This window comes from Erythrobacter sanguineus, from assembly GCF_900143235.1.
GTDB classification, from domain to species: Bacteria; Pseudomonadota; Alphaproteobacteria; order Sphingomonadales; family Sphingomonadaceae; genus Erythrobacter; species Erythrobacter sanguineus.
The window spans coordinates 228,303-239,520 of record NZ_FRDF01000004.1 but is presented as its reverse complement, the minus strand read 5'-3'; the positions used below and the strand labels follow the sequence as shown (position 1 = coordinate 239,520).

General features: G+C 63.3%; 12 protein-coding genes. 10 read left to right on the top strand and 2 right to left on the bottom strand.

The genetic code is table 11. The features are described from left to right. The 3 genes from BUA05_RS14695 to BUA05_RS04745 form a co-directional block, all read left to right on the top strand. Positions 1-634 (top strand): hypothetical protein (locus BUA05_RS14695; protein WP_218587357.1); only part of this gene is annotated, 634 nt, incomplete at its 5' end. Between the two features lie 18 nt (positions 635-652). Next, entirely contained in the window at positions 653-2,971 is a 2,319-nt protein-coding gene (locus BUA05_RS04750) for a putative bifunctional diguanylate cyclase/phosphodiesterase (RefSeq protein ID WP_072673506.1), read from the top strand. A gap of 107 nt (positions 2,972-3,078) precedes the next feature. Beyond that, positions 3,079-3,783, top strand: a complete 705-nt coding sequence (locus BUA05_RS04745; RefSeq protein ID WP_072673534.1) for a VIT1/CCC1 transporter family protein — start codon at positions 3,079-3,081, stop codon at positions 3,781-3,783. Between the two features lie 209 nt (positions 3,784-3,992). On the opposite strand, the gene BUA05_RS04740 is transcribed toward BUA05_RS04745, so the two are convergent. After that, positions 3,993-4,343: an ArsR/SmtB family transcription factor gene (locus tag BUA05_RS04740; protein WP_072673505.1), complete on the bottom strand. Its 351-nt coding sequence runs from the start codon at positions 4,341-4,343 to the stop codon at positions 3,993-3,995. Then, complete coding sequence (locus tag BUA05_RS04735) at positions 4,340-4,996, bottom strand: peroxiredoxin (protein WP_072673504.1); 657 nt, start codon at positions 4,994-4,996, stop codon at positions 4,340-4,342. Before BUA05_RS04735 ends, BUA05_RS04740 begins: the two co-directional genes overlap by 4 nt. Positions 4,997-5,069: 73 nt before the next feature. Here BUA05_RS04735 and BUA05_RS04730 point away from each other — a divergent pair, with 73 nt between their 5' ends. The 7 genes from BUA05_RS04730 to BUA05_RS04700 all read left to right on the top strand — a co-directional run bounded on the left by BUA05_RS04730 (position 5,070) and on the right by BUA05_RS04700 (position 11,142). Further along, entirely contained in the window at positions 5,070-6,002 is a 933-nt protein-coding gene (locus BUA05_RS04730) for an MBL fold metallo-hydrolase (RefSeq protein WP_072673503.1), read from the top strand. Further along, a complete protein-coding gene (locus BUA05_RS04725; RefSeq protein WP_072673502.1) occupies positions 5,999-6,463 on the top strand; it encodes a YeeE/YedE family protein in 465 nt (154 codons plus the stop codon). The genes BUA05_RS04730 and BUA05_RS04725 overlap by 4 nt, the downstream gene beginning before the upstream one ends. After that, positions 6,460-6,879, top strand: a complete 420-nt coding sequence (locus BUA05_RS04720) for a DUF6691 family protein (protein ID WP_072673501.1) — start codon at positions 6,460-6,462, stop codon at positions 6,877-6,879. Before BUA05_RS04725 ends, BUA05_RS04720 begins: the two co-directional genes overlap by 4 nt. Further along, entirely contained in the window at positions 6,876-7,298 is a 423-nt protein-coding gene (locus tag BUA05_RS14690; protein ID WP_211277602.1) for a protein tyrosine phosphatase family protein, read from the top strand. The genes BUA05_RS04720 and BUA05_RS14690 overlap by 4 nt, the downstream gene beginning before the upstream one ends. 26 nt (positions 7,299-7,324) lie before the next feature. Then, entirely contained in the window at positions 7,325-8,551 is a 1,227-nt protein-coding gene (locus tag BUA05_RS04710) for an NAD(P)/FAD-dependent oxidoreductase (protein ID WP_072673499.1), read from the top strand. A 13-nt stretch (positions 8,552-8,564) separates the two neighbouring features. Continuing rightward, positions 8,565-10,322 carry a SulP family inorganic anion transporter gene (locus BUA05_RS04705; protein ID WP_072673498.1) on the top strand — a complete coding sequence of 586 codons (1,758 nt, stop codon included), beginning with the start codon at positions 8,565-8,567 and terminating at the stop codon, positions 10,320-10,322. A gap of 190 nt (positions 10,323-10,512) precedes the next feature. Next, complete coding sequence (locus BUA05_RS04700) at positions 10,513-11,142, top strand: peroxiredoxin (RefSeq protein ID WP_072673497.1); 630 nt, start codon at positions 10,513-10,515, stop codon at positions 11,140-11,142. The last annotated feature ends 76 nt before the right edge of the window (positions 11,143-11,218 follow it).

Sequence of the window (11,218 nt, the reverse complement as noted above, 5' to 3'; positions counted from 1 at the left end):
TGGCGAGAGCCAGGGCGAGAGCAACGTGAACGGCCAAGGCAACGCGAATAATAACGGTGGCGGCAACGGCAACGGCAACGGTAACGGTAACGGTAACGGTAACGGTAACGGTAACGGTAACGGTAACGGTAACGGTAACGGCGGCGGCAACGGCAACGGCAACGGCAACGGCAACGGCGGCGGCAACGGCAACGGCAACGGCAACGGCAACGGCAACGGCAACGGCGGCGGCAACGGCAACGGCAACGGCAACGGCAACGGCGGCGGCAACGGCAACGGCAACGGCAACGGCAACGGCGGCGGCAATGATAACGGCGACGATGGCCGTGACGATGATCGCGACGACGACCGCGACGACGACCGCGATGATGACCGCGATGATGACCGCGATGATGATGACGGCCGCGGTGGCAACGGCAATGGCAATGGCGGCGGCAATGGCAACGGCAACAGCAACAGCAGTGACCCGGCGATTGACTCGGGCGATATCGTCGCGGGAGTGGATGAGCCTTACGGCCGCGGAATGATTCTGGATAACGCCGTCGGCCCGAACTCCCCTCCCGCTGATCAAGGCGTGTCTGGCGATTACCCTCGGGCAGGAGCCAATATGTTCGAACGATCGCCCCGGCCCTGAGGGGCGGCGTAAGCACGCGTGAAACATTTGATCGCCTCGATCCCGGATATCCCGGATCTGCTGCGTCTGCGGCTGGCCGGAACGCTGGTGCTTGGCTTGCTTGTCGCGCTGCTCGCGATGGCTGGAACCTTCAGGCCCATCGATAATGCCGCTGAACAGCTGACCTTCAGCCTGTTTGAACGGCCGGCCAGTGGGCAGGTTCAGATCATCGAGATGGATGCCGCCAGCATGGCCGCGATCAACCGCTGGCCCTGGCCGCGCGATCACTATGCCCGGGTGCTCGAACAGCTCGATGCCGCCGGGGTGCGTTCGATCAGCTTCGACGTCGACTTTTCCAGCAGTTCAGAACCTGCGCAGGATGCAGCGTTAGGTGAGGCGATTTCTGCTTCCAATGCGCCGGTTGCCTTGCCGACCTTTGGCCAGAGCGCCGGATTCCGCGAGGCCCGTCAGCTTGATGCGCTGCCGATTGCGGTCTTGCGCGAACACGCCCATCTGGCATCGGTCTCGGTGGCTCCTGATCCTGACGGATTTGTCCGCCGGATGCAGTTGGGAACCGTGACGGGCAGCGTCGCGCGCCCTTCGATCGCGGCGTTCGTGGCCGGACGGGCCGGGAGCGTCAACCAAAGTTTCCCGATCGATTTTGCGATCAATCCCGGCGCCATTGCGCGTCACAGCTTCATTGCCGTCGAGCGCGGCGAGTTCGATCCGGCTGGCCTCAAGGGCAAGGACGTGATCATCGGCGCCACTGCGATCGAGCTGGGTGATCGCTATGCAGTGCCCCATCATGGCGTTCTGCCCGGCGTGGTTATTCAAGCCCTGGCAGCCGAAACACTGGTCGATGCGGTGCCGATCTACGGTTCCTGGCCCGCCCCCCTGCTTGTGGCCGCCCTGCTCGCTTTCCTGATCGGCTCAGCCACCGGGCGCAGGGTCGTGGCGGTGCGTTTCGCCTTGGCGGGCTGTCTCGCGGCCCTGCTGTGGCTGGTTGCCCGCTTGTTCGCTTCGACCTGGTTCGAGATCGTCCCGGCGCTGGTTTTGCTGGTTCTTGCAGCCGGACTGCGGCTGGTAATCCTGACGGCCCGCGAGGCGCAGCGCCAGCACCGGATCGACCCGGAAAGCGGCCTGCCCAACAAGCTCGCGCTTGATACGCGGGCTGATACTGGCGATCAGCGTTATTTCGTCGCTGCGCAGATCGATGATTTCGACGCGCTCCAGCTTGCCGTTGGCAAGGAAAGTTTTGGCGATTTGTTGCGCCGGCTTGTGGAGCGTCTGCAGGTCACCGGCTGTGCGGGCAGTATCTACCGTCTCGACAACCGGACGCTGGTCTGGAGCACTCCGCTTGATCTGGCAGAGATCGAACCGCTTCTCGCTGGCCTGAGGGCGGTCATGCGCAGTCCCTTTGAGGTGGCCGGACGCCGGTTGGGCGTGGCGTTGACCTTTGGCGTTGCGCCCGTTGACCTTATCGAGGCGGCCGCCAACGCCGCCCACGCAGCAAGCCTCGCAAAGCGTTCCGGCAAACCCTGGCGGCTGCATTCCGCCGACGAAGGGGAGACCGCAACGCAGCAGTTCTCGCTCATGGGTGAGCTCGACGATGCACTGCGCGAGGGGCATATCGGGGTCGTCTATCAGCCCAAGCTCAATCTCGTGACCGAGCGCATCGACGCGGTCGAGGCGCTGGTCCGCTGGAACCATCCGGTGCGCGGGATGCTGCCGCCCGACAGCTTCATTCCGCTGATCGAGGAGCATAACCGGATCGACGATCTTACCATCGCCGTGCTGGCGCAGGCGCTGGAGGATATGCGGATCTGGTGCCTGCGCGGGCTTGTGATCGGCGTTGCGGTCAACATCTCGGCCGGATTGCTGGCTTCGGAAAGCTTTGCCAACCGGGTGCTGGCGCTGGTTTCGCGAACCGGCGCTCCGGCCCATCGCCTGACCTTCGAAGTTACCGAATCCGCCCAGTTCGAGGATACAGGCATGGCGGTGGCCATGCTTGACCGGTTCCGCGAGAGCGGGATCCGCATCTCGATGGACGATTATGGCACCGGGCAATCCACGCTGAACTATCTCAAGCTGCTGCCGATCTCGGAACTCAAGATCGACCGGATGTTCGTGCAGCACGCACATATCGACCAGGGTGATGCGATGCTGGTGCGCTCGACAGTGCAACTTGCCCATGAAATGGGTCTCAAGGTCGTGGCCGAAGGGATCGAGGATGCGGCATGTCTGGCCTTCCTGCGGACCATTTCCTGCGACTATGCGCAAGGCTACTTCATCGGGCGTCCGCTTGGTGCACAGGATCTTGCCGATCGGGTTGCCGAACAATCGGCGCTGGCGGCCTGATCCGCTTCCTCGGGCTGCGATGTTGAACCCTTGGCTTGCGCTTTGCTGTGCCCGAGCCCAAGCTGCGCCCGGGTTGCGGCAGGCAAGGCACCAAGGGGAATGCGGGCATGACATCGGCAAGCGCACATCCGGACGATCCGCATTATATCCACCGCACCGGCTGGCTGCGGGCTGCCGTGCTGGGCGCGAATGACGGGATTGTCTCGGTTTCCTCGCTGATTCTCGGCGTCGCGGCGGCAACCAGCGACAGGGAGCCGATTATCGTCGCAGGGGTGGCCGGGCTGGTGGCGGGTGCGATGTCTATGGCCGCAGGCGAGTTCATTTCGGTTTCGTCGCAGCGCGATTCCGAAAATGCAGACATCAAGCGCGAAAAGCAGGCATTGGCGCAAACGCCCGAGGAAGAGCTGGCGGAACTCGCAGGCATTTACGAAAGCCGCGGCCTCAGCCCGCAGACCGCCGCCACCGTCGCCCGCGAATTGACTGCGCATGATCCGCTAAAGGCGCATGTGCGCGACGAACTTGGCCTGACCGACGCGCTTTCCGCGCGTCCTTTGCAGGCTGCAATTGCCTCCGGAACGACATTCAGTTCAGCCGCTGTCGTGCCCCTGCTTGCAGCATGGCTGGCGCCTGCAACGGCGATCATGCCGGCGGTTGTGGTGGTCTCGATTGTTGCGCTGGCAATCCTCGGCATGCTTGGCGCGCGGGCAGGGGGTGCCCCGCTTTTGCCGGGCACTGTCAGAGTGGTGGGGTGGGGCATTTTCGCAATGGCGATCACGGCCGCGGTTGGTTCGCTGTTCGGTGTCAGCGTCTGAAGCCGTATCTGCGCTTGCCCGGAACATTCGTGACGTCAGGGATGCATGCTTGCAGGCGATGGCCTGTGCTGCGGGGATATCAGTGTTGCGGGGATATCTGCGCTGAAAATGCCTGAAGTGCCAGCGCGCGTCTGATCCGGAAACCTTGTGGCGATATCACACTGGCTGGCTCTGCAAGGCCCAGCCTCCGCCTGCAAGCCACTGGCGCCTCAGGACATCCGGGCAAAATTGGCAACGCCGGGGGCAGGTGTGCGCAATGCTGCGGGTTCTTCGGGTGTGATCGCCATCCCGGGGCTGAGCGCGGCCAGCGCGGCAGTGACCGCGGCGATCTGCCGGGTTGCGATGGAATAGAACACCAGCTTGGCCTCCTTGCGGGTGTCGACCAGTCCCGCCTTGCGCAGAACGCCGAGCTGTTGCGAAAGCCCCGGCTGGCTGATGGCGGTGACCTGCTCGATCTCCCCGACATTGCGTTCGCCAGCGGCCAGAGCGGTGAGGATACGGAAGCGCAGCGGGTGGGCCAGTGCCTTCAGCGCTTCGATCAGATCGTCTTCGGTGATCATGCCCGCACTCCGCCTCCGTCTTCGCGCAGGAACCAGCTGGTCATGTCGCCGGCCCCGTAAACCTCGTCGAGATCATGGCTCGGCGGTCGCAGCATCGGTTCGCCCGGTTGCCAGTTGGCAGGGGCCAGCGCGCCCTTGGCGTCGATCGCCTGAAGCCCATCGAGAATGCGCAGCATTTCCGGCACCGATCGACCGAGATTGGCCGGATAACAGGTCATCGCCCGGATCACGCCTTCAGGGTCGATGAAGAAAGTGGTGCGCACCGTCGCGCTGTCGCTGTCCTGCGCCGAAACCATGCCGAAGGCGCGGCCGATCACCAGCGTCGGATCTTCAAGGATGGGGAACCGCACTTCCACGCCGAACCGGTCACGGATCATGCGCAGCCAGGCAAAGTGCGAAAACAGGCTGTCGACCGAAAGCGCCATCAGCGCACAATCGCGCGCCTCGAAGGCGGCAGCCTCGCGCGCAAGCGCGACGAATTCGGTGGTGCAAACAGGTGTGAAGTCGGCCGGGTGCGAGAACAGCACCAGCCAGCGCTTGCGAAAGGCTGACAGACGGACCGGGCCGATGGTGCTGCGCGCTTCGAAATCGGGGGCAATGTCGCCGATCCGGAGCCCCGCACAAGGGGGAGGCATGCTGTTTTGATCGTTCATGCAGCTCTCATAGCACTTGACACTCACATTGCAATACATATACACAGTTTATGTAATTAAATGGAGACTTGTCATGACTGAAGTTGATTCGGTGCTTGTTGCGGCCGCCGCGCAGATCGAACAGGCGCGGACTGACAGCGCGCTGCGCCCTGAGATTGCGGGCTTCTTTGATCCTGCGACCTTCACGGTCACCTATGTCGTTCATGATCCGGCGACCATGGAGGCGGCGATCATCGATTCCGTGCTCGATTTCGACCCCAGTTCGGGCCGTAGTTCAACCGCCTCGGCTGATGCCATTATCGATTACGTCCAATCGCATAATCTGAAAGTGAAATGGCTGCTTGAAACCCATGCCCATGCCGATCACCTTTCTGCCGCGCCCTATCTTCAGGACAAGCTTGGCGGGGCAATCGCGATCGGCGAGCAGATCACCACGGTGCAGAATGTGTTCGGCAAGCTGTTCAATGCTGGCACCGAGTTCGAGCGCGACGGTTCGCAGTTCGACCACCTCTTCAAGGATGGCGACACCTTCACCATCGGCACTCTGCCGGTCACGGTGATGCATGTTCCCGGCCACACGCCGGCCTGCATCGCCTATGTCGTGGGTGAGGCAGTGTTCGTGGGTGATACCATGTTCATGCCTGATTACGGCACCGCGCGCGCCGACTTCCCTGGCGGCGATGCGCGTTCCCTGTTCCGCTCGCTGCGCCGTATCCTGTCGCTGCCGCCTGAAACCCGGTTGTTCATGTGTCATGACTACCTGCCCAAGGGCCGCACAACCTATGTCTGGGAGACCACGGTCGCGGCCGAGCGGGAGGGCAACATCCACGCCCATGACGGCATTACCGAAGACGAGTTCGTGCAGATGCGCGAAGAGCGTGATGCGACGCTCGACATGCCGCGCCTGATCCTGCCGTCGGTGCAGGTCAACATGCGGGCGGGCCACATGCCGCCCGCCGATGATAATGGCGTCACCTACCTCAAGCTGCCGGTGAACGCGGTATGACCTTGCTTGCAACCGGACTGCCGGGTTTTCCCGATGCGGCCCCGCTTGCAGGGCTTGCGGGCGGGGTGTTGATCGGGTTGGCGGCGGCGTTGATGCTGCTTGGAGCCGGGCGGATCGCCGGGGTCTCCGGTATCGCCGCGCGCGCGTTTGGCATTGGTTCGGGCTCCATGCCCCGCATCGGCGCCTCGGCCTTCGTGATCGGCCTGCCGCTCGGCGCACTGATTATCATGGGCCTTTCGGGTGCAGCCGCGCCCAGCTTTGCGGGACCGGTGCCGCTGGTAATCGCGGGCCTGATCGTGGGCATCGGCACGCGTCTGGGGAGCGGCTGCACCAGCGGGCATGGGGTATGCGGCATGAGCCGGTTGTCACAGCGTTCGCTGGTCGCCACCGCGACCTTCATGGTAACCGGCTTTGCCACCGTCGCGGCGATGAATGCGCTCGGCATCACGGTGCTGCCATGATCCGCGATACGCTTCTTCCGCTCGTTTCGGGTACGATCTTCGGTGCAGGCCTTGCGCTGGGCGGGATGACCGATCCGGCGCGCGTGCGCGGATTTCTGCACCTGTTCGGCAACTGGGATCCGACGCTCGCCTTCGTGATGGGCGGGGCGGTGCTGGTGATGGCGCTGGCATGGCTGGTCCAGCGCCGGATGCAGCGCCCGATTTTCGCTGAGGGATTTTCCCTGCCCGATCGCAGTGACCTGACCGCACGTCTCATTGGTGGCTCGGCGCTGTTCGGCATAGGCTGGGGAATTGCCGGATTGTGTCCCGGTCCAGGCTTCGCTGCGCTTGCAATTGCGCCGACCTCTGCGGGGATATTTGTTGCCGCAATGCTTGCCGGGATGATTCTGGTGCGGCTTATGGAAGGGAAAACATGATGGAACTGCGCCCGATTGACACGAATTTCGTTGTCGCTCCGCAGATGCAGCCCGAAGAACTTGCGGGCCTTGGGACCGAGGGGTTCACGGCAGTGATCTGCAATCGTCCCGATGGCGAGGAGCCGGGCCAGCCCCCGCTCGAAGAAATGCGCCGCGCGGCGCAGGAGGCCGGGCTGGCCTTCCACCACATCCCTGTCGCAGGCGGGTTGTTTCCGCCCGCCGCCATCGCCGCCTTTGCTGCTATCCGGCGCGGGACTGAGGGCAAGGTGCTCGCCTATTGCCGCACCGGCATGCGCGCGGTGACGCTGGATGCGCTCGCCAATATTGATGAGCTGAGCACGCAGACCCGCATCGCACGCGCCAAGTCCGCCGGATACGACCTGTCGGCGCTGGCCGAGCGAATGGCGGCGAGCGACTAGCAGCGCGGCCCAAGGGAGGGATCATCATGACCACATCATCACACACAGTCGTTGTAATCGGCGGCGGCGCGGCAGGGATCGCCACGGCAGCTTCGATGCTGAAGCGCAGGCCCGGGCTCAACATCGCGATTGTCGAACCTTCCCAGACCCACGCCTACCAGCCCGGCTGGACGATGGTTGGCGGCGGGGTGTTCGATCTCGCCACCACCATGCGCCCGATGGCCAGTGTCATGCCCAGGGGCACGACCTGGATCCGGCAGGCGGCGGCCAGTTTCCAGCCTGAAGACAATCAGGTCACACTCGCCGATGGCAGCACGCTGACTTACGATTTGCTGATCGTTGCCCCCGGCATCCGGCTGGCGTGGGAGAAGATCGAAGGGCTGGAGGCTGCGCTGGGCCGCAATGGTGTCACCTCCAACTACCGCCCCGATCTTGCGCCTTACACGTGGGAACTGGTGCAGAAGATGAAGTCGGGCAGGGCGATCTTCACCCAACCGGTGATGCCGATCAAATGCGCAGGGGCCCCTCAAAAGGTGATGTATCTCGCCTGCGATCACTGGCTGCGCGCCGGCGTATTGAAGGATATCGAGGTCGAGTTCCGCAATGCTGGCGGCGTGCTGTTCGGGGTTGCGGACTATGTTCCGGCGCTGATGGAATATGTCGGGAAATACAGCATCGATCTCCAACTCGGCAGCAATCTTGTCGCGGTTGATGGTTTAGCGCAGGTCGCGGTGTTCCAGACCGCTGATGGTGAGGTGACGCGCAGCTTCGACATGATGCACGTCGTGCCCCCGCAGGTCGCGCCGCAATTTCTGGCTGACAGCCCGCTCGCGGCAGAGAGCGGGTTCACCGATGTCGATCACCACACGCTGCAGCACGTGCGCTATCCCAATGTCTTCGGGCTTGGGGATGCAGGCGCGATGCCCAATGCCAAGACTGCGGCAGCCGCACGCAAGCAGGCACCGGTCGTGGCAGTCAACGCGCTGCGCCAGCTTGATGGCAAGGGGCCGACCGCCGGTTATGACGGTTATGGTTCCTGTCCGCTGACGGTGGAGCGGGGCAAGATCGTGCTGGCGGAATTCGCTTATGGCGGCAAGCTCGCGCCGAGTTTTCCGACATGGCTGGTGGACGGCACCAAGCCGACGCGCCTGTCGTGGATTCTGAAAGCTGATCTCTTGCCGTGGATCTACTGGAACGGCATGCTCAAGGGCCGCGAATGGCTTGCCGGTCCCGGCGGGCTGATTGCACAGTAAAGGCAGCTGCCACGTGCTCCAGCGCTATTTTCCGATCCTCGAATGGGGCCGCACCTATGATCGCCCCGCGCTGACCAGCGACCTGATGGCGGCGGTGATCGTCACCATCATGCTGATCCCGCAAAGCCTCGCCTATGCGATGCTGGCCGGATTGCCGCCGGTGGTGGGTCTTTATGCCTCGATCCTGCCGCTGATCGCCTATGCGCTGTTCGGCACCAGCCGCACGCTGGCGGTGGGGCCGGTGGCGGTGATTTCGCTGATGACGGCGAGCGCTGCCGGAGCGGTGGCTGCGCCAGGAAGCGTAGAGTATCTCGAGGCGGCGATAACCCTTGCAGCCCTGTCAGGGGTGATGCTGGCAGTGCTGGGGCTGCTGCGGCTGGGGTTCCTCGCCAACCTGTTGTCGCACCCGGTCATCAGCGGGTTCATTTCGGCAAGCGGCATCCTGATCGCCACCAGCCAGATCAAGCATATTCTCGGGGTGACGGCCGGGGGTGAGACCTGGCCGGAAATGCTGGCCGCGCTGGCCGGCGCAATGGGGAATATCAATCTTCCCACCCTCGCTATCGGCATACCGGCATCGCTGTTCCTGTTCTGGGTGAGGAAGGGCGCAAAGCCTGCGCTGATGAAGCTTGGCCTCGGCCCCCGTGCCGCCGAAATGACGGCGAAAGCCGGGCCGGTGTTGGCGGTGGCTGTCACGATCCTTGCGGTCATCGCCTTCGGGCTGGAGGCGCGCGGTGTTTCGGTGGTTGGTGCCATCCCTTCAGGGCTCCCCCCCTTCGCGCTACCCTCCACCGATCTGGCGCTGATCGAGGTGCTGTGGGTGCCTGCGCTGCTGATTTCGATCATCGGCTTTGTCGAAAGCGTCTCGGTCGCGCAGACGCTCGCCGCCAAGCGCCGCCAGCGGATCGCGCCGGACCAGGAACTGATTGGCCTTGGCGCAAGCAACATCGCCGCAGCGCTATCGGGCGGCTATCCGGTTACCGGCGGTTTTGCGCGCTCCGTGGTCAATTTCGATGCCGGCGCGCAGACCCCGGCGGCGGGCGCATACACCGCGGTGGGCATCGCGCTCGCCAGCCTGTTTCTCACCCCGCTCCTGTTCAACCTGCCCAACGCGACGCTGGCGGCGACTATCATTGTCGCGGTGCTGAGCCTTGTCGATCTGAAAACTCCGGGGCGACTATGGGCCTATTCCAAGGCCGATTTCGCCGCCCATGCCGTGACTATCGCCATCACCTTGCTGGCCGGGGTCGAGCTAGGGGTGATTGCCGGGGTCGCGGTTGGTCTGCTGCTGTACCTGTGGCGGGCGAGCCGTCCCCATGCGGCCATCGTCGGGCGGGTGCCGGGAACCGAGCATTTCCGCAATGTCGAGCGCCATCAGGTGCTGACCTTGCCGCACCTGCTGTCGATCCGGATCGACGAGAGCCTGACCTATCTCAACGCCCGCTGGCTGGAGGAATATGTGCTGGAGCAGGTGGCTGAACGTCCGCCTTTGCGCCACGTCATTCTGATGTGCAGCGCGGTCAACGCGATCGACGCCTCTGGGCTGGAAAGTCTGGAAGCAATCAACCACCGCCTTGCCGATGGCGGCGTCAAGCTGCACCTGTCGGAGGTCAAGGGTCCGGTGATGGATCGCCTCAAGCGCGCACACTTCCTCGATGATCTTTCGGGCAAGGTGTTCCTGTCGCAGAACAAGGCCTTCGGCGATCTGGCCAATGATACTGGCGAGGCACCGGACGCGGATGATCCGATGGAAGCGCGCGGGCTGATCTGATCCGAGCGTGTTTCGCTTTCGCCATAATCGTAACTTTGGGCGTCGAGGAAAGGAATTTTCGTCCAAGGCGCCGCTGAAATTGCGATTTTGCGCGATTTGGAAAATTCGATTTCATAAAGCGAGTAAATGAGTTTTGCGCGCATCGCGGTTCCTGCTAGTCCGGTCGCACCCAAGCAAAGGAGACAGTATCATGAGCCTGCACATCGGCGACACCGCCCCCGACTTCACCGTCGCCACCACCACCGGCGCAATTTCGCTGCATGATTGGGCGGGCGATTCCTGGGTGTTCTTCTTCAGCCACCCGGCTGATTTCACCCCGGTCTGCACCACAGAAATGGGCATGACCGCGCGCCTTGCCGCCGAATTCGACAAGCGCAACGTGAAGCCGCTCGGCCTCTCCACCGACACGGTCGAGGAGCACCTCGCCTGGGTCAAGGACGTTGATGAAACGCAGGGCGTGACGTTGACTTTCCCGATCGTGGCTGACCCTGACCTCGCCATCGCGAAGCTTTACGATATGATCCACCCCGATCAGAGCGAGACGGCGGCGGTCCGCTCGGTGTTCATCATCGATCCCGACAAGAAAATCCGCCTGACCATGACCTACCCCATGAGTGTAGGCCGCAATTTCGACGAGATCCTGCGGGTGATTGACAGCTTGCAACTCGCCGACAAGGCCCGGATTGCGACGCCTGCCGACTGGCGCCCCGGAGACAAGGTGATCATCCCGCCTTCGATCCCGGACGAAAAGGCCAAGGAAATGTTCCCTCAAGGCTTCACCACCATCAAGCCCTACCTGCGGATGGTTCAGGTCGACTGACCATCTGCCCCCTGTGCACCGCCGGACACTCCCCCATACCCGCCCGGCGGTGCAACCCTTTTGGCCTTAATGCGTA

Bases quoted from the DNA above. Each gene is read 5' to 3' on its own strand.
- BUA05_RS04745 (WP_072673534.1), top strand. From the start codon at position 3,079: ATGACATCGGCAAGCGCACATCCGGACGATCCGCATTATATCCACCGC.
- BUA05_RS04740 (WP_072673505.1), bottom strand. From the start codon at position 4,343: ATGATCACCGAAGACGATCTGATCGAAGCGCTGAAGGCACTGGCCCAC.
- BUA05_RS04735 (WP_072673504.1), bottom strand. From the start codon at position 4,996: ATGAACGATCAAAACAGCATGCCTCCCCCTTGTGCGGGGCTCCGGATC.
- BUA05_RS04730 (WP_072673503.1), top strand. From the start codon at position 5,070: ATGACTGAAGTTGATTCGGTGCTTGTTGCGGCCGCCGCGCAGATCGAA.
- BUA05_RS04725 (WP_072673502.1), top strand. From the start codon at position 5,999: ATGACCTTGCTTGCAACCGGACTGCCGGGTTTTCCCGATGCGGCCCCG.
- BUA05_RS04720 (WP_072673501.1), top strand. From the start codon at position 6,460: ATGATCCGCGATACGCTTCTTCCGCTCGTTTCGGGTACGATCTTCGGT.
- BUA05_RS14690 (WP_211277602.1), top strand. From the start codon at position 6,876: ATGATGGAACTGCGCCCGATTGACACGAATTTCGTTGTCGCTCCGCAG.
- BUA05_RS04710 (WP_072673499.1), top strand. From the start codon at position 7,325: ATGACCACATCATCACACACAGTCGTTGTAATCGGCGGCGGCGCGGCA.
- BUA05_RS04700 (WP_072673497.1), top strand. From the start codon at position 10,513: ATGAGCCTGCACATCGGCGACACCGCCCCCGACTTCACCGTCGCCACC.